The organism is uncultured Maribacter sp. (assembly GCF_947495965.1).
GTDB lineage: Bacteria > Bacteroidota > Bacteroidia > Flavobacteriales > Flavobacteriaceae > Maribacter_B.
The window spans coordinates 238,096-256,180 of record NZ_CANMBB010000002.1 but is presented as its reverse complement, the minus strand read 5'-3'; the positions used below and the strand labels follow the sequence as shown (position 1 = coordinate 256,180).

General features: G+C 29.7%; 13 protein-coding genes. 3 read left to right on the top strand and 10 right to left on the bottom strand.

The window, feature by feature from the left end:
- Positions 1-68: 68 nt before the first annotated feature.
- The 6 genes from drt3b to Q0820_RS05535 form a co-directional block, all read right to left on the bottom strand.
- Entirely contained in the window at positions 69-2,327 is a 2,259-nt protein-coding gene (gene drt3b / locus Q0820_RS05560; protein WP_298485901.1) for an antiviral reverse transcriptase Drt3b, read from the bottom strand.
- A 1-nt stretch (position 2,328) separates the two neighbouring features.
- Positions 2,329-3,867, bottom strand: a complete 1,539-nt coding sequence (drt3a, locus tag Q0820_RS05555; protein ID WP_298485899.1) for an antiviral reverse transcriptase Drt3a — start codon at positions 3,865-3,867, stop codon at positions 2,329-2,331.
- Between the two features lie 1,210 nt (positions 3,868-5,077).
- On the bottom strand, positions 5,078-5,932 hold the full coding sequence (locus Q0820_RS05550) for a DMT family transporter (protein WP_298485897.1): 855 nt from the start codon (positions 5,930-5,932) through the stop codon (positions 5,078-5,080).
- A 59-nt stretch (positions 5,933-5,991) separates the two neighbouring features.
- Entirely contained in the window at positions 5,992-7,041 is a 1,050-nt protein-coding gene (locus Q0820_RS05545; protein WP_298485895.1) for an adenylate/guanylate cyclase domain-containing protein, read from the bottom strand.
- A 26-nt stretch (positions 7,042-7,067) separates the two neighbouring features.
- Positions 7,068-7,928: a hypothetical protein gene (locus Q0820_RS05540; RefSeq protein WP_298485893.1), complete on the bottom strand. Its 861-nt coding sequence runs from the start codon at positions 7,926-7,928 to the stop codon at positions 7,068-7,070.
- Between the two features lie 179 nt (positions 7,929-8,107).
- A complete protein-coding gene (locus Q0820_RS05535) occupies positions 8,108-9,229 on the bottom strand; it encodes a histidine decarboxylase (protein WP_298485891.1) in 1,122 nt (373 codons plus the stop codon).
- 151 nt (positions 9,230-9,380) lie between these two features.
- Here Q0820_RS05535 and Q0820_RS05530 point away from each other — a divergent pair, with 151 nt between their 5' ends.
- Positions 9,381-9,845, top strand: a complete 465-nt coding sequence (locus Q0820_RS05530) for an Lrp/AsnC family transcriptional regulator (RefSeq protein ID WP_298485889.1) — start codon at positions 9,381-9,383, stop codon at positions 9,843-9,845.
- 1 nt (position 9,846) lies between these two features.
- Here Q0820_RS05530 and Q0820_RS05525 read toward each other — a convergent pair whose 3' ends face one another.
- The 4 genes from Q0820_RS05525 to Q0820_RS05510 form a co-directional block, all read right to left on the bottom strand.
- Entirely contained in the window at positions 9,847-10,332 is a 486-nt protein-coding gene (locus tag Q0820_RS05525) for an Mpo1-like protein (protein ID WP_298485887.1), read from the bottom strand.
- 113 nt (positions 10,333-10,445) lie between these two features.
- Positions 10,446-11,294, bottom strand: a complete 849-nt coding sequence (locus Q0820_RS05520) for a hypothetical protein (RefSeq protein WP_298485886.1) — start codon at positions 11,292-11,294, stop codon at positions 10,446-10,448.
- An 11-nt stretch (positions 11,295-11,305) separates the two neighbouring features.
- Positions 11,306-12,136, bottom strand: coding sequence for a DUF2490 domain-containing protein (locus tag Q0820_RS05515; protein ID WP_298485884.1), 831 nt, complete (start codon positions 12,134-12,136; stop codon positions 11,306-11,308).
- 2 nt (positions 12,137-12,138) lie between these two features.
- Positions 12,139-14,100: a hypothetical protein gene (locus tag Q0820_RS05510; protein WP_298485882.1), complete on the bottom strand. Its 1,962-nt coding sequence runs from the start codon at positions 14,098-14,100 to the stop codon at positions 12,139-12,141.
- Positions 14,101-14,303: 203 nt separating this feature from the next.
- On the opposite strand from Q0820_RS05510, the gene Q0820_RS05505 reads away from it, so the two are divergent.
- Both Q0820_RS05505 and Q0820_RS05500 read left to right on the top strand, forming a co-directional pair.
- Positions 14,304-15,203, top strand: coding sequence for an EamA family transporter (locus Q0820_RS05505; RefSeq protein WP_298485881.1), 900 nt, complete (start codon positions 14,304-14,306; stop codon positions 15,201-15,203).
- Between the two features lie 26 nt (positions 15,204-15,229).
- The gene (locus Q0820_RS05500) at positions 15,230-18,037 is read left to right on the top strand and encodes a TonB-dependent receptor (protein ID WP_298485879.1); all 2,808 of its coding nucleotides are present in this window, start codon (positions 15,230-15,232) and stop codon (positions 18,035-18,037) included.
- Positions 18,038-18,085: the final 48 nt, after the last annotated feature.

Genomic DNA, 18,085 nt, shown 5'->3' with positions numbered 1-18,085 from the left:
ATTCCTCAACTAGTAAATAACGGTTTTTGAGTGGCTAAACAGTCAAGTTCAACATTGCACCATGTATTTTAATAGACATTATGTCCTCGTTTTGTATTCAATTCCCTTCCTAAATCAGCACCTTCCCATTTTGCAAACCAATTATTCTGAAATAAGGAAATATCATCTATAATCGATTCTTTTTCTGTGTCAGATAAAGATGGTTCGAAAAACTTAATTGATTCCAATACTTCTTTTCTGAATTCTATAACTTCTTGGTCATTACTACCTACATATGGGCAAGTAAGAATGTCTATCAGAAGTAAAGTATCTTCTGTTTTTCTACTTTCAAATTTAGTGAATTTCTTTTTTATTTTATCTTTTAAAATATTCCTTAGACCATCATATTTATTTTTTCTTTGAATATGATGCAGTAGCGAAATAATTAAGAAGTATGACATATTCTGCTCAATTTCTTCCTTAAAATGCATTTTTATTGTATTCTCAGACAATTCGTAGTTCTTACCTAATTCGTTTAAAATTGGAAGTAAATAAAGAGTTTCAATTTCTGAATGTACTGTTATTCTATTCTTATTTAAAACGATATTTATTCCATCATAAATAGACTTATAGATTGTGTGTTTTTCATCAAAACTGAAACCTATATTTATATTTGCAAGTATAAATTCATATTGAGGTTTTTGTAGTAATGATGTTCTAATTTTTTCTTGATTCTTAATAAAGTCGATTATTCTGAAAAGTATGTGGCAAACTTTTATTGAGTAGCTAACTCTTGGAAGAACGGAATAAACAAAAAACGTCAGGTTTATAATTTCAATGAACTTTTTAAATAATAGTTTTTGATACTTTCCTATTTGTTTTTTCTCTATGTCAATCTTTTCATTTAAAGCAAGCAAGTCTTCTGAAATTTTATTTCTCTTATCATCTGAAAGCTCAGGTATAACTAGTTCTTCATTTAACTCAGACTCTTTTAACAAATGATTTATTAAAGTTCTTTCTTCAGATTGAAATTTTTTAATAAGCTGCTTTGTCTTATTAAAAATTGTCGCAAGGAAATAGTTCTGTAAATCTTTATAGGAAGTCTTAGTGGAGGCAAGGATTTTTTTATAATTGGTTATTACATCACGAGATTCATAGTACTTTATTCCTGTGGTTGATAAATCTTCATTTTCTAAGAATTTGAAAATTATTGTATTGTCTATTAGCTCTCTGATGTTTTCCTTAGCTATTGTTATCTTAGTTATTATAGGTTTACCATATTCTTCAGTTTTGGAGTCATTGAAAAATAAATTATACTCCTTAAGCTTTAACTTATACAATGTTAGTATTTCATCTTTCACTTTGTCTTCACTAAAAAACACAAAATAATCATCGACGTATCTATAAATATCGTAGTCAACTTTATACTTATATTTCAACTCTTTTTCAACAGATTCATCAACTTCCTGTAAAATTAGCTCTGCAAAAATTCTAGAGAATTCGGGGCCAATAACTATACCATTGGTTTCGTTATAATTCATTATCTGCATTAACTTATCAAATATCCCTCCGAAAGTATTCTTGTCAGTTCCTAAATTGTCTTTTACAATGCTTTTATTCGCTAAAGCCCAAGAAAGAGAATGAGTATAGATGCTGTCAAAGCATCTGGAGATATCGAATTTTATTAACTTATTAAACCCTTTTTCCGCCTTATGAAATTGATTTGATTCATAAAATTTATAAATATTACTATACTTTTGATATGAAAAAAATGTTTTTAAACCCTTGTATTCCTTATCGCTCGTTTCGATAATTTCGATTTCTGGATTTTTTACCCGATGTTTTTTAAATGTTGAATCCTTATAATATTTAAGTGAGGCAATTTTACTCGGTTTTCTTAACGAGTACTTGCTTTTATCACAATAATAAAGCATAGTATTTTTATAGCTATCGTAAAAGGATACTAGTAATAATTGATTAATCGGATGAATGACGGTTAGTTCACGATAGTCCTTATTTTTATGAGAAATTCTAAACTTATACGGGACTTTTTGTAAGTCTTCAGGTTTTAAAGCAAAGTATCTATAGTTGTCAACATCATCATATTGAACTTGTTTTGCAAAACTAATTCCGAAAACAATCTTAATAATTTTTTCTAGTGTTTTGGATGTGTTTTTTTTAAATCTTATTTCTGCTCCATTGGACTTATTTATTAATTCAATATTATGCGTCGTAAGAAAATCATAAAAATGCCTATTGGAAAAGAATGGTGGAACTTCATAGGGCAAAATATCTGACAATACGACTCTTTCCTTTTTATATCCTATGCTCTGTCTTATTTTTCTCATACTAAAACTTTTTCCAAATCGAGTTTATCTCCCTAAGACCATATCGTAAGACCCCTTTATTATTAATGTTTACAACATCATTCTTTTTTGAATTATGATTTCTATAAAGCTCTTTTTTTAAAGGAAAAAGAACGAATTTTTTTGTCTTATATCCATTTTTAAAATTTAGTTTTTCCAGTTGACTCTTTTGCTTTGCAGACAATTTTCCATGATTTCTGTGCCATTTAAAATAATTATCTAAAATTTCTAAAGAGTAACTATTATTGATAAATGGATTAGAATAATAAATACCAATTAAGACATTTGCTTTATTGTTACGTAGCCTGGTATTTGATGCCAAAAATTCTATTCTGGCTTTTAGTAGTTTAAAAGCATTTTTTTCATTATTAGTTCTTTTTTTCTGAAAATCATCAAAAGCACTTTTTATCTTAGCTTTGTATTTGCTAATCTTCTTGTCAGAAATATCAATAGTAAGAGTCCTAGTTGTTTTATCTTTTCTGGAGCTTTCTGAAAACTTATTAACGGTTTTTAGAGAACCAATTGTATAACCTAAATAATTAATAGTGGTAGCGTTAGTTTTCTTTCTTTTCGACATGATAATATTATCTAAGAGCTCTATATTTCTTGTATTTATCGAATCAATTCCATTAATTAAATTATAACTTTCAGTTTTGGAACTATTAATATTCAACCCTTTATTTTTGATAATTTGGATTAACTTAGTTTTATATCTAGCTAATTCAGTAGATGTAACTTTTTTAGTTTCAGGAACAAATATTGCCAAAATATCATCTACATATCTCGAGTAATAAATGAGGTTAGGCATGTCTTTAATTTCATTATCGACTATTCTCATGTATAGTTCGGATAAATAGGGGCTAATCCCAATTCCTCTTGGTACACCTATGGGATTTGAGGCTCCTGTTTGGCTTGTTAAAACATTAAATTCTTCGATAACCTTGTTAATAAATCTTTTGGATAGAACACTTAATAGATGGTCGTTATTGATTTTTAACAGCAAATGCTTTTGTGGTATAGATTCATAAAATGATTGAATATCAGTACGAATAATATATTTAGGAAATTGGTCTTCAAGTAGCTTTGTAAGCTGACTTAAAATAGCATATCTATTAGCCTGTTTGACTTTATAAGTTCTCGCGATATTCCATTGAGTTTTTTTTGAAATGAAAAAATTTTCGAGCTTTTCTTCTAAAACATAAGTCTGTTTGCCAATCATAGGTCCTAAATCAACCTTCAGATTTTGAATTTTAGAAGGTAAATTGGTACTCGCTTCATTAAGTATATTTTTAATTAAGACTTCCCTTTCTTGTTTTAGCCTTTTCCTTTCTTCGAAAAGAACTTTTTTTCTATCGACATCTGTTTCTGCTATAATTTCAGCAGTTTTAGTTTGAATTATATTTAGTTGGTCTAGGCTAGGTTGAAATTCAGTTTTGAACTTACTTTCTATGTTTTTGCCTTTTCTATTTTCTCTATCAAAAATTTCTTGGAATGTATCTTGTGAAAATGATTGGTCAAGCATTAAAATTCTAAATTATAATTCAAATACAATATATGTAAAATACTACATTAACTGTAAAGTAAAATGAAGAATAATATTAACTGCTAGGTTTTGGCCTAAGAGAATTTTAGCTAAACAATAGGCGAGGGGAGCGGCCATATTCTAGAGGGCTCGCTATACGGTTAATTGAGTAGTTCAAAGTTTCAAGTATTTCAAAGCGGTCTTAAAAGTCAGAATGTTTTCTAGAATATAGGGACTGAGCCGTACATTGTTTCTAAAATTATCTGTAAGCCTTGATTTTTTTGTTTCGCAGCCGCGTCATCTCGCTCAAAGTATACTTTGCCGTATTAAGAAAAAAAGATAAACATTATCCTTAATGGTTACGATGTTGAAATCCTATTTGACATAATGTTAGAAACACATTCAAAAAAACTTCAAACAGGACGAGAGGTTAGCAAGGGCTAAGAAATTATCTCGCAGAGTAATTTTTAGCTCTTGCGGCAAGCTGACTAAATGTTTCTGAAAAATTTATTGATGAATGGTTTCTTATAAATCGTGTATTTCAAAATAATCTAAAAGTTTTGCTTTTTTTGGCGCTGGCTAAGCGTTGGATAAATATTCGTGTAAGCGGTATTGGCAGCCCAGCCGCATCAACTCGCTAATAATTAAAAAGATTCTCAATCTTTTTAATTATTCCGTACATAACGCCTAATTACAGTACATATGAAAATTTGCGTCGCAGACACCGCTTAAAAAAGTTTGATGACCCTGTTGTAAGTTTTAATCGATTCTCAGGGCTTGAGGGCTATTTTATATAATATAGCTAGTTGGTTTCAAATTTGTTACAATCTACCCGTAAATTGGCTTTTACATAATTGCTATCGATATAGTCCTAAAGGCCGATATCTGCAACTATGTAAAATAGACCGAAAAAGGTCTATCCGCAAATTCACTATTAATGTACTATAATTTATATTATGTAAAATAGAAAATATAAGTATTACTTTTTTATGTTGTTCTTCTTCCTTTGTGTGTACATAGAAAAACTAATGATAAGAATACTAAAAAATGCTATGGTATGGCTAAGTATTAAAAAAAGATTAATGAGTGTAAAATTAGTTTCCATACCATTCTTTATTTTAAGTATTTAAATATAGAACGCATTTACTAGTGGCGCATTAATTTTTGTATAACTGGTATAAAATATTTTATATATGGTAGCTTTTTATTGTTAAGTACGTATAGTACTATATTTTCTCTTATACCAGATATTTAATAACACTCCAGTTATAATTAGTAGCATACCTACAATACTTAAAATAGTGTATTCTTCATTTAAAAAGCCAATTCCTGCAACTATAGAAAATACTACTTCTATATATTTAATTGGAGCAATAATATTGGTTTCTCCAATCTGAAAAGCTTTGGTCATAAATAATTGTCCTACATACCCTAAAATACCAAGACTAGATAACAGTAATATATCTATACCATGTGGAGTTTTCCAATTAAAAATGGCTAATACACCACCTACTACGGTAGCAATGCACATAAAGTAATTTACAATTACAACGGGGTGTTCCCTATCCCCTATTTTTCTTATAATAGTATATACTAATCCGCTTGTAGCAGCAGCTGCAATAGCAAAAACAAAACCAAGAATAGAAACATTTTTGTCGAACCCTTTTAAAGCAATAACGCCAACAAAAGACATTAGAAAAAACAGCCATTGTACAGGTTTTATTTTTTCTTTTAGCATAAAAATAGCAAATATGGCCGCAAAAATAGGAGAAATATACCGTAGCCCAACTGCCGACCCTACTGGCATATAATGTATTGCTAAAAAGAAGAGAGACATAGAAGTTACCCCCACTACGCCTCTTAGAACTAGTAATTTTTTATGGGTCCCTAAAATGGGAATTTTTTTATGAATTAAAATACCAAAAGTGAAAAATAAGGTACCTAAAGATCTAAAGAAAACAAGCTCAAAAGTATCATAGGCTGTTAAATACTTAATTAGCACATTCATACAAGCAAAAGCTATGGTACTTAGCATCATAAAATAAATAGCCCTCCTTAAATCCATCTTCCAAATAATTTAATCTAGCAAAGATATTATAATGAAGAATATAGAGCACTACTACCCTATTTGTTTTCTGCAATAGAATATATAAGAACTTCCTTATCTTTTCCTTTTAAAAGAACACTTCCAAGTTTATTAAAAGTATATAAATTGGTATTTAAAGTATTTTTTAAGCTTTGAGATATAAGCATCTCTTGTTTGTAGGTATTACATTTTTCTTGTATTCGTGCTGCAGTGTTTATAGTATCTCCGTGATAAGCAATTTCTTTTTTATGCTTTCCAACCTCGGTAACTGTAACAATACCAGAGTTTAACCCTGCTTTAAAAAAAGGAAGTACACCATAGTTTTTTAAATAGTATGCTTCTTTTTTATATAGTTGGTGCTTAAAATTATAAAATGCGTTTATACAATTATTAGCTCTAATACCGTCTTTTAATTTCCAAGTTAATATTACTTCGTCTCCTACATACTGGTATATTTCTGCTTCATTTTCTACTACTACTCCTAAATCTATAAAACAGTCTTGCAGCATTTTACTATACTTAATATGCCCCAAATTTTCGGCATGAGTTGTAGAAGATTGTAAATCTAAAAACATAAAAATACGTTCTTCTTCTCTTGGCGTATAAAATTTTCCAAGAAAGTATTTTTTTAAATTTTGTTCTCCAAGCATAAGATTTATTTGCCTTAGAAAGCCCAAAAATAAATCTACCACTATAATATAAAAATAGATTGCAAAACTGCCAGATTCCCCTGCAAATGCTACTAGTCCTTTAGTTTCTCCTAAAAAAGTAGTAACAATAAAATGAGCAAAAACAATTATTAATGCCAACAATATTATAATTGAAATTAAACGAAGAAGCGTTAATTTTAAAATTGAAATTCTTCGATATAATTTTTCTTCAATAATTAATTGTGCAACTCCGGAGAGACTCCCAATTGTAAGACCAAATACTATAGATATGGTTATAGAGTGCCAAAACTCAAACTGTACAGAACTAACCTCTATAGTACCCACACCACGAACAATAGATAAGAAAATGAATGCTAGTGTCCACCCAATAATATAGTCCCTAACAATTTTTAATTTTCTTTTTGTAATAAAGTTCATGCTTTATAAAACTATGTAATTTTTATCTATAAGAAAGAAATTGTGTTATACCATTTGTTTTTAGTTTCAACATCTGAAGTCCCCATTTTATCTACCTTGGCAGATATACTAGCTATAGGAGCATTTATAAAAATAATAAGATACGAATTTGCTTTTTTACTTTTAGATATAAAGAAAATTTCTTGTGGAATATTTTCATATGTAGGAAGCCAATTATTTACAATTGCTTTTCTACAGCGCTCATTTTTTCCAGAAAATTCTACCTTATAAATTTCACTTTCTTTAGGAAGATTTTTAAAATAGGAGTTGCTTACATTTTTTAAATCACATTCTAAAAGAACGTTATTAGAGCTAAATATGTTTTTTAAATGTTCTTTTAAGGTTATGGTGCTATTTTTCACCTCTTTATGTATAATATCTGAAGGCGAATAGGAGAATTCCGAAGGAACAGTTATTGTCTCCTTTTCTATAGATATATTTATATCATTTACAATAGGAGTATTTCCCACATATTCATTAATACTCCCAGAAACAAATTGAAAACTAATGCCGTTTTCTAAATTTTTAAAGTTTTTTGTTTTTAACCACTTCTTATTATTTTCTACCTGTTCTTTATGTTGTGAGGTATAGTCAAAACTAAAATATACTACTGTTGCTAGACACCCAAAAGCACCAAGAATAATAATTGAAATTGGTAGTTTAATAGAATTTGTAAAAAAGCTAAATAGAAAAGCGACTAGGGAGCAAACAAAAAGAACTAGTGCCCCAATAATAGGAAAAAAAGTACTTAAACCATCTGCACCTGCAGCAGCAAAATAATTAAAATAGATAAGTAGCCCCAAAAATAGTACGGTTAAAACTAAAAATATCTTAGATTTTTTTTTCATTACAATTTTTAAAATAGACTAATTAAAATACTAAAGTAGAAATAGTTATTGTAACATATAGATTATTTCGTTTGTTTAGATAAAAAAAGGAATGCAATACGATTATTCATTATAAAAATTTACAATGAGGGTATTACACTCCTTTTAATGCTAATTCAAAAAAAAATATAGAACAGGTGTTATACCAACTCTTGCGCTACTAACTGTTGTTTTTCTCTTTTTAAGTCTTCCACAAATAAATCTATTTGTACTTTTTCTATACCAGGAACACAAATAATGTGTGCAATACCATCTTCACTAGCAAGTTGGTACTTATGGCATAGAGTATCAGATGGTTTATCTAATACCACTGTAAGAGCATCATTATTACGCCAAGCATTTATTCCTATTTCTTTTAATTTTTTCTCGGTATATGCAGCTACTTTTTGAGAGTTTCTTGCTCTTTCTATTAAACCTTGTTTACCATACTTTTGTATAAAAGACCATATAAATAATGGGGTAAGAGCATTTCTAGAACCCGTAATAGTAGTATCCATAGCACCAATGTAAGAGATAGAGTTTGCTATTCTATTTCTATGGTTTCTCTTTACAAGTACTACCCCAGAAGGTATTGGGCCACCAATGAATTTATGCCCAGAAATAGAAATACTATCTACACCTTCTGCAAAGTCAAATTTAGGTTTTGGTTCTATAAATGGGGCTATTAAACCTAAAAAAGCAGCATCACAATGTATGTAGTAGTTTTTTATGGCATATTTTCTAATAATGCGTTTTATTTCGTCTAATTTATCTATAGCCTCAGTCATTGTTGTTCCAATATTTAAGAAGAAAATTGCTGGTTTATCTCTTCTTAGCATTAGAATTTGGTCTAAATCATCATAATCCATTTCGCCATTTGGCTGGCTTCTAACAACTATATTTTTTATGTTGAGTAAATGCAGGTTCTTTTTTACGCTATAGTGCGTAGCTTCACTATAATACACAACAGCATCTGGTAAGGTTTCTCTTGCCAAATAGAGTCCGTATAAGTTCCCTTCTGTACCGCCATTAGTTATGTAACCCCATGCATCTTTTACGTTTGTAGATAATATATCAGCAAAAAAAGCAACACATTCTTTTTCTATATCTTTTGTGTCAATAGCAAGTGTTGATGGAGATTCTGGATCTCCAATATTATTAAGACAAACATCTAAGAAAGGAGCAAATTCTTGGTATGAAAAATCTTTGGCTAATGGGTATCCCAAGAAGCTTTCGGAATTAGCGCTTATTCTCTCATAGATACCTTTTATTCTATCATTCATAATACTATTATTTTCTTATACAAAGGTACTTTTTAGAATTATAAAATTAGTAATATGCTATATATTGAAATATTATTCTAATTTTATAACTCATAATAAAAAAATATTCTATTTGTAATTTGAATTTTAAAGTAAAACAGAAAAAACTACTATGCAAACTTTAGATGCTATTGATAAAAAGCTACTTAATGAACTTCAGGAAGATGGTAAACAGTCTATAAAACAACTTGCGCAAAAAGTAAATTTATCTATTACACCAACGCACGAAAGAATAAAAAGAATTGAAGCTAGTGGTATTATTAAAAAATATGTAGCACTTATAGATCCAGAAAGTATTAATATAAACTTAGTAGTGTATTGCCAAGTTACCTTAGCAAAACATCAAGAAGATTATTTTAAAGAATTTGAGACGTACATTAACACTTTAGAAGAAGTACAAGAAGTATGCTATATAGCAGGTGCTTATGATTATTTACTAAAAATAGTTCTTCGAGATATGAAAGAATACCAAGAGTTTATTCTAGATAAAATATCACAACTAAAAATAGTATCTAATTTGCAAAGTTCTTTTGTTATTAGGCAACTTAAAGATGAAACGAGGATTAAAATAAAGTAATTTAAAATTTTATTCCAACAGCCTCAAACAAATGACTCATTGTCCAAGCAGGACCAATCATTAAAAACTGAATATCTTTTAAGAAAGATGGTTTTTTTCCTTCATGGTTATGCCCTACAAATTGTACAATCCAGGCGATTATAAATATACCAAGCATTATAACCCAAAACGGTGCTATATTTAAAATTTGTATTTGATTTATACCAAATAATACTAAAGCAGAAAAAAGTAACATACCTATAAATAAAGGAATAGACAGTCTTAAATAGTATAGCAATCCAAATATAATTACAATGCTTCCTATATGCGCATACGGTAATAATGAGCTAGGGATAATTTCGGTTAGTAAATTTCCTGTTGGGATAGATGCTAATAAACCAATGAGGCTAAAAAAGATAGCAGGAACGCAAAAATAATGTACTATTCTATTAAATTTTGTTTGATGACTTTCTCCATATTCTTCTAATAGCTGGTCTATTTTTCTCATTGATATTAATTTTTAAGTAGTTTAAATTTTGAGTTTGTCTCATAATTTAGGTAAAAATTAATAATTAAGAAGATACTACGAAAGTATTTATTGGAGTCTCTAGAATATATTTTTTATTTTTTTTGTTCTATTAACTTATCATTTTCCCAAATTCCTTGTGTAATTATATCTCCTTTCTTGTTATAAAAAACACCTTGTCCATTGCGCTTGTCTCCTTTCCAATGGCCCACATATTTTTCGCCATTTGTCCAATAATAAGTACCCTCTCCATTTCTTTCATCATTTTCATAAGACCCTTTATAGTGCTCCCCATCTTTCCAATAAAAAACACCTTCGCCATGACGTTGGTTATTTTGCCATTGGCCTTCATAGCGGCTACCAGAATCTAAAATTGCTATTCCATAACCATTTGCTTTTTGGTTAGTTACTTTACCAACGTAGTGAATGTAGTTTCCTTTTTTACTCTTAAAAGTTAAATATGCTCCTAAAGAATTATCTTGCAGTTGCGATCGCATGCGGTTTACTTGTACTTTGGCTTTTTTTAATGCAAAATTTAAAGAATCTACTTCTCTAGTAAATAGTTTTGTTTTAGCATTATTTGCGTTTTGTAAAGAATCTATATTTTCAGGAATAAACTCTTTTGTTTTAGCAGGTAAATTATCTCCTAAAGCCTGAAGTTTATTGGTTAAAGCAATTTTAAGTTTTAGTTCTTTATTAAATTGTTCTTTATTAGATAATTGTGCATCATACACTTTTAAAGCCTGGCTATATTGTCCTTTTACTAGTAGCGAATCGGCCTCTAGAATATTATTCTGTACCTCTACCCTATTTTGTAAATCTTTTTGTGCTGCAATACTCTCTTCTAGTTTTTTTTGAGTGCTTACTGTTTTTGTAATAAAAATGATTGAAGTTATTACGCTAGCTGCCAGTAGTATATATAAAATAGTTTGTTTGCTTTTCATTTTCATAGGATTTAATCGTCCAAATGTATTTCTGGTAGTTTGTTACGTACTTTTCTAAAATCAGGAGAAAAATAAAGGTGACAACGAATTGCCCAACTTTGTTTATACTCTCCTCCGTTACTTAAACTTTGCCCTTGAGAATACATGGCACCTGCTGCTACAGTTAATCTTGGAGTTAAAATATAACCTAGGGTTGTTGTAATCCTTAAATCTTCCATGGGGCTAGCTACAACAGATTTTCCACTCTGCATAATTAGTTCGGTTTCAGGAGCTACGTAAAAAGTTTTAGGTTTTAGTTTATGATTATTTAGCGGAATTTTTAAACGAAACATATAACGCCATCTATTTCTAAATGTATAGTTACTATTTTCTTCAAAACCTTGTGTCCATCGGTGTTCTATACGCAATCTATGGTAAATCATCATACTAGATAATGGTACCGCAAATTGGTATTGGTGCCATATACGCCATTCTGGAACTAAATTACGATCCGTAGAACTTTCATCTGTATTAAAATTAAGGCGTAATACCCCACCTAAACTTGCATTAAACTTTTTAGAGTGTAAATACCCAATGGCATGACGGTTATATATTTGTGCTACCTGGCCAACAAAAGGAGTATCTTCTGTTTCTGCAAATCTAAAATGCGTTTGCGCTACCCAAAAAAGACGTTTAGAAATACGAATATTACCGTATGTATTTATCCATGTCTTTGTGGAGGGTTCTTTATATTTAGATTCTTTTGGTAATACTTTTTCTGTTTCTTGTGCTAGTGTAGTATTGGTAATGCCTAAAATTAAAACAACCAAAACACTTGTAAAAATTTTCATAAACTGTTTCATACTTAGTGATCTTTGGTATTTGCGTAATTATGAAACAACTCCATTATAGTTTTTGGGTTTTGTTCTTTCTTTAATTTGCGCTCTAGTTTATGACTATCTTTATTACGTAAGGCAAATACGTCTTTGTGCGTTGCAATAATTTGTGTATTTAATTCCTTTGCTTGTATACAATCTAAGTTACTTTCTACTTGCTCTAAAAAATGAGGAATTACTACTTTTTCATAAGCATTAGTTATTTGCTTTTTTATTACTTCATCCATTAAAGTAGCCGTAAAAGGATTCCAAATTTTATCTATATATATTTTTTGAAGACTGTCTACTTTTACTGGAATACTAGCTGTAGTTTTAGCTAGTTCTAAATAGATTTTATTACAGGCGAGAATAGATTTTGCTTTTTCTAATTTAAGTCCGTTATCTTTTACAGTAGCATAAATACTAAGTTGTTCTTTAGATTTAGCTTTAATACTTTGTAAAGCTGGAACATATTTTTTTTGGATTGTATTAGCTGTAGAATCTATGTAATTAGCTAATAGGTTATTATCCAATATTAATGTTTCCTCTAAACTTATAAGTTCTTGTTGCCTTTGTTCTTTAGTTAGCTTATTTACTACTATTTCTTGAATATCTACTAAGCTTTTTTCTACATTAGAAGCTATTAGAGCAATTTTTTCTAAACTGCTAGATGTAGCAAAAGAATATTCTTTTTCGGTAAGAAGTTCATATGTTTTTTTGCTTTCTTCTTTGTTTACATCATTTGCTACAGTTATTGTTTTGGGAAAAGGAATTTTACCTTTCCATAAACTCTGTAAAACAGCTTCTCTTGGAACAAATTCTACTATTTGTTGCTCGTTGTAAGAAACAAAATTGGTTATAGGATTTACAAACGTATTAGTGATTTCATTTATAACATTATAATAATAAAAAGACTCAGAATCTGAGAGCTTTAAAATGTTTAATTGTGTATTACGTAATAAAGATTCACTTATTTTTTTTGAAGCGTTATTCTTTTCTACAATAGTTTTTACTAAACCAACTTCTACAGAATCTAATGGGTAATAAGGTACTTTTACTTTTAGCTCTGGTGAAAAAGTAGATTTTCCTAGGCGCGAAAGTATCCCATCTATCTTTTTATAGTAGTCATTATTTTGTTTTAATAACTGTTCTATATTTCCATGATAAATAGAATCTTCACCATTTAATGCTATTTGTAATTGAATAGCGTTTAAATAGCGTTTATCTAAATGTATAGTTTTTGTATTACTATTTTTAAGTGTATAAATTGGAATACTTTTATTTCTAGAATCGTTTATTTGAATGGTTTTTAGAATACCATCAGAAAAATTCCAATCTTCATTAGTACCCATGGCATTACTAGAAAATAAAGACCATTGGTCATGAGCTAATCCATTTCTTAAAAACCTTCCTACCAGAGTATTTTGCTCATTCTCTATACTAAAATCTTTTTGTGGAATTCCTTTATCAAATGCAATAGAGCTTTTAAAAGTAGTTTTTTCTATTTCAGAGTCCTTGATATGATTTACTGCGTATACCCATAAACCGTCTGGTTTACCCTCTTTAATTTTACCTTTTGCTTCTTCTTGAATACCATTAATATTTACTCGGTATTGGTAATTTACTAGTTGCGAACTTTTATCTGTTTTAAAATCGCCAAATTGAAAAATCCAATCTCCAGTAGGGTAATTTTCTTTAAAAGCACCTTCAAATAAAAAGGAAGAATCTTCTTTATTTATTAATAAATCTAGATTAGAGCGGTACATTTTAAAATTGCCTTCTAAAACAGTATCCTTAGAAACTAAATAATAATTATATTCAGCAATACCAGCGTATTTTTCAATAGTAAAAGGGCCAGAATACTGTTGCGTTTGCCCAGACAAAGCACTAGAAAAAAATAAAATTACTACTAAGCCAAATAAAAAGGGGTTGGTAAGCCTTTTATGGTTCATATAATGGTTTTAATTATACATTTATACGTAAAAAAACGCAAGTTAGATGTTCTTATAAAAAAAATAGATTTTTAATCTTATAAAACCCTTTGAATAACTGTATTTTATTAGTAATTAAATGGTATGAAAAGTTTTCGTGAATAGTTGCTTTTTTAGGTTTAAATACACAAAAAAATACGTTTCAAAAAAGTATCTTCGCGCGAATGTGGATGTATTTAGGCCTTTTATCGGCTTTATTTTTAGGATTACATAATTTATGTAAAAAGCATGCAGTACAAGGGAATGAAGTATTTCCAGTACTTTTAGGCACTACAACTGCTGGCTTTTTATTGTTGTTACCATTTTACATTGGTTCTGTAACATCTCCAGAATTTATGCAAAAAATAGGTTTTTATGTTGCCAATATTTCTTGGAAAGTACATGGTTTTATAGTAATAAAATCTATGATTATGGCTTCTTCTTGGCTTTTGGCTTATCAAGCACTAAAACATTTACCCATAACCATTGTTACGCCAATACGTTCTGCAGGGCCATTTTTTACTTTTATAGGTGCCATATTCTTATACCAAGAAAGTCCTAATTTTTTACAATGGATTGGTTTTTTTCTAATTATATTTTCTGTACTTCTATATTCTAGAGTAGGTAAAAAAGAAGGTATAAATTTTAAAAATAATAAATGGATTTTTGCAATTATAGGAGCTACTTTCTTAGGTGCTTCTAGTGGTTTATACGATAAATTTTTAATTCAATACCAAGATTTAGCTCCGCAAACTTTACAATTTTGGTTTTGTTGGTATACCGTTTTAATTCTTTTAATAATACTAACCATTACGTGGTTTCCTAATAAAGAAAAAAGAAAAGCATTTAAATGGCGTTGGACTATTCCCGTTGTTGGTGTTTTATTACAAACAGCAGATTATTTTTATTTTAAAGCCTTGCAAGACCCAGAAGCTTTAATAATGCTATTGTCTGCCATAAAAAGAAGTCAAATACTTATAGCTGTTTTAATTGGCGGTATTGTTTTTAAAGAAAAAAATAAACGAAAAAAGCTTATTCCCCTAATAGGTATTATGTTAGGAGTAGCATTAATTTTATATTCTTAGTTTTAACCAAATAGATATTTATTTTTATGAATTTTTCAAAAGTGCTTATTTTATGTAGTTTTTTATTTGTTCAATTTTCATTTGCGCAAAGTATTTCCGGTACTATTTCTGACACCAAAGGAAATGCATTAGTAGGAGCTACAATACGCATAACAGCAACGAATAGTTCTATAATTTCGGATGCTAAAGGTGCGTTTCTTTTATCAGACGTAAAAACGGGAGATTACAACCTTACAGTTACTCATTTAGGGTATAAAACAATATCACAATCTATTAAAGTTACTGATGGGGATAATACGTTTAATTTTATTCTAGAAGAAGATTTATTGTATTTAAATAATGTAATTGTTACGGGGAATTTTGCTCCTAAAACCTTATTGTCTAGTGCTGCTACAGTTTCTGTAGTTTCCTCTAAAACTATTAATAATCGTATTCCTAGAGGTACTGCAGACCTTTTAAGTGAAGTTCCTGGTACTTTTGTAGATGCTTCTGCAGGAGAAGTATTTACAAGAGTATATTCTAGAGGAATTTCTGCTTCTGCGGAAGATGATATGGGTTGGTATTATGCATCTTTACAAGAAGATGGTTTGCCAGTTAGTTTAGTACAACACTCGTATTATGGTCCAGACCTATTTCATAGAGTAGATATAACAACAGAAAGAGTAGAAGCCATTACTGGTGGTAGTAGCGCTATTACTGCTTTAAATGCACCTGGAGGTATTTATAATTTTATATCCCAAGGGATTCACGAAAAAATAACTGGAAAGTTTAGATTGGGTAGTAATTTACAAGATAGCGACAATAATTTATATAAAGTGGAGGGTACTATTGGCGGAGCACTTGGTAATGATTGGTATTTTAATTTTGGCGGACATTATAGAAGAGACGAAGGAATTAGAGATACTGATTTTACTTTTGGAAAAGGGGGGCAAATAAAATACAACCTTATTAAAAAGACTAAAAATGGTTCTTTTAAGTTCTATGGAAAAGTCCTTAGTGATCAGACTAATAGGTATACTGGTGTTGCTGCTACCAATTGGGAAAACCCACAAGCAGCCTTTGGGCAAGACTTTAATTCCACAGCATTATTAATGCCAGCTTATACTGGCAGTATACCAGATGGAAGGTTTATTTCAGACAACAAAACCAATAGCTTTGACCCTTCGCAAGGTGTAAAAGTGCAAGATATTTCTTTTGGGGTAGATATAAATTATGAATTAGGAAACAATTGGTCTATTCGTAATAATGGCAAATTTTCTAATAAAATTGCAAATTGGCAAACAAGTATAAGTAATGCTTTTGTTTCTTTAAGTAATCCTTTAGCTTATTTTATTACTGGATCTCCTTTCCCTATTGGGCAGGTTGTTTTTAAAGAAGCAGCCTCTGGTCAAGAACTAGCTCGTATAGATAATAGCGGTATTTTAGCAGGGGAACCTTTTCAATATATAGGCGAAGGTACTTTGCCAAACGATGCTATTATGGGTACTTCTGCCTGGTATAAAGACAATACTTCTAAAGAGTTTATAGACCAACTTACTATTAGAAAAAAACTTGACAAACATGATATTAACTTTGGTGTTGCTTTAGGATTGGCAGAAACAAAAACCTTTACACAAGGAACATTTGGCTTTGTAACCTATGAACCTAATCCAAAAATGTTACGAGTAACATTAGAAAACCCTAATACTCCTGTAGAGGCTTTATCAGATGCTAATGGATTAAGTAATTATGGAGGGTTGTTTTTTGTAAATGCCAGAGCAGATGTAAGTCAGTTTGCAGCTTTTGCAAGTGACCGTTTTATTTTAAGTGATAAATTGGAGTTTGATTTAGGTTTACGATGGGAAACTATAAATCATGACGGTAGTAAAGATAGATATGCTCCTTTTACAAGTCCAGGTGGAATAGATGGGGATGCTACAACTAGTTATGACAATAGTGTAAATGCTCCAACAGGGGAACAAGATACTTTTGATTTTAATTATGAATACCTTTCTTATTCTTTAGGTGTTAATTATTCTTTATCAAATAATATGGCTCTATTTACTAGGTTTTCTAAAGGGAACAAGGCACCAGAGTTAAACTATTACTTTAATAACTTTTCTAATATAGAAATTCCTAATAAAGGAGAAATACAAAGAATTAAACAAGCAGAGTTGGGTTTTAAATGGAATACTAAAGATTTTTCATTACAAACTACCACCTTTTGGAGTGAGTTAAGTGATATAGGCACTTCTAATTTTGAGTTTGATGAAGATACAAATACTGTTTTCTATACCCCTGTTCAATTTAATACCTCTACTACTATTGGTCTAGAATGGGAAGCTTTATATTCTCCTATTACTCATTTAAATTTCTCTTTTGGTGGAACTATACAAAAAGCAGAAGCAACCGATTGGAAAATTTATGATGCAGCAGGTTCTGTTACTACAGATGATGATATAATCCTAGACTATTCTGGTAATGATTTACCATTTAACCCAACAAGTATGTTTAACCTAGGTACAGCGTATACTACTAATAAATTTAACACCTTTCTAAAATGGCAATTTATGGGTAAAAGAGAAGGTAATGTAGCCAATGCTTTTCAATTAGATTCTTATAGTATTTTTAATTTTGGAGCAGGATATTCTATTACAAAGAATTTAACAGCTAACCTTTTAATTACTAATTTGTTTAATTCTGAAGGTTTGGCTAATTTCTTTGGAGCAAATAGTTTTGGAGCTAGTGCTAATGGTGTTACAAAAGAATTTATTCAAGATAATCCAGATGCAAGTTTTGTTGTAGTTCCTGTATTGCCAAGAGCTAGCATGGTACAATTAAGTTATTCTTTTTAAGAATTAACCTTTATTCGGTAATTAAGGCGTAATTACTTAAATATTACC

What these genes read in the sequence shown, in the direction of transcription:
- drt3b (WP_298485901.1), bottom strand. Translation starts at nt 2,327, where the DNA reads ATGAGAAAAATAAGACAGAGCATAGGATATAAAAAGGAAAGAGTCGTA.
- drt3a (WP_298485899.1), bottom strand. Translation starts at nt 3,867, where the DNA reads ATGCTTGACCAATCATTTTCACAAGATACATTCCAAGAAATTTTTGAT.
- Q0820_RS05550 (WP_298485897.1), bottom strand. Translation starts at nt 5,932, where the DNA reads ATGGATTTAAGGAGGGCTATTTATTTTATGATGCTAAGTACCATAGCT.
- Q0820_RS05545 (WP_298485895.1), bottom strand. Translation starts at nt 7,041, where the DNA reads ATGAACTTTATTACAAAAAGAAAATTAAAAATTGTTAGGGACTATATT.
- Q0820_RS05540 (WP_298485893.1), bottom strand. Translation starts at nt 7,928, where the DNA reads ATGAAAAAAAAATCTAAGATATTTTTAGTTTTAACCGTACTATTTTTG.
- Q0820_RS05535 (WP_298485891.1), bottom strand. Translation starts at nt 9,229, where the DNA reads ATGAATGATAGAATAAAAGGTATCTATGAGAGAATAAGCGCTAATTCC.
- Q0820_RS05530 (WP_298485889.1), top strand. Translation starts at nt 9,381, where the DNA reads ATGCAAACTTTAGATGCTATTGATAAAAAGCTACTTAATGAACTTCAG.
- Q0820_RS05525 (WP_298485887.1), bottom strand. Translation starts at nt 10,332, where the DNA reads ATGAGAAAAATAGACCAGCTATTAGAAGAATATGGAGAAAGTCATCAA.
- Q0820_RS05520 (WP_298485886.1), bottom strand. Translation starts at nt 11,294, where the DNA reads ATGAAAAGCAAACAAACTATTTTATATATACTACTGGCAGCTAGCGTA.
- Q0820_RS05515 (WP_298485884.1), bottom strand. Translation starts at nt 12,136, where the DNA reads ATGAAACAGTTTATGAAAATTTTTACAAGTGTTTTGGTTGTTTTAATT.
- Q0820_RS05510 (WP_298485882.1), bottom strand. Translation starts at nt 14,100, where the DNA reads ATGAACCATAAAAGGCTTACCAACCCCTTTTTATTTGGCTTAGTAGTA.
- Q0820_RS05505 (WP_298485881.1), top strand. Translation starts at nt 14,304, where the DNA reads ATGTGGATGTATTTAGGCCTTTTATCGGCTTTATTTTTAGGATTACAT.
- Q0820_RS05500 (WP_298485879.1), top strand. Translation starts at nt 15,230, where the DNA reads ATGAATTTTTCAAAAGTGCTTATTTTATGTAGTTTTTTATTTGTTCAA.